General features: G+C 54.7%; 1 tRNA gene. It reads left to right on the top strand.

What is annotated here, in order from left to right:
* Positions 1-167: 167 nt before the first annotated feature.
* A tRNA-Val gene (locus SB752_RS33115) sits at positions 168-243 on the top strand.

The raw sequence follows: 243 nt of genomic DNA, 5'->3' as shown, positions 1-243 counted from the left end.
TGGTGAAGCGGTTTAACACAGCAGCCTTTCACGCTGTCATACAGGGGTTCGAATCCCCTACGGGTCACCATATTACCCCACAAAGTGAAGTGAAGCTTTGTAGCAACACCGGATACTTTGCGGGGGGCCCAACAACTATTTGGGGCCCAACGAAAGTTGGGGAATACGGAGGCTTAGCTCAGCTGGGAGAGCATCTGCCTTACAAGCAGAGGGTCGGCGGTTCGATCCCGTCAGCCTCCACCA

The sequence above is a fragment of the Brevibacillus sp. SIMBA_040 genome, from assembly GCF_046535075.1.
Taxonomy (GTDB): Bacteria; Bacillota; Bacilli; order Brevibacillales; family Brevibacillaceae; genus Brevibacillus.
The sequence above is the reverse complement of the archived record's forward strand: the minus strand, read 5'-3'. Positions and strand labels throughout refer to the sequence as shown.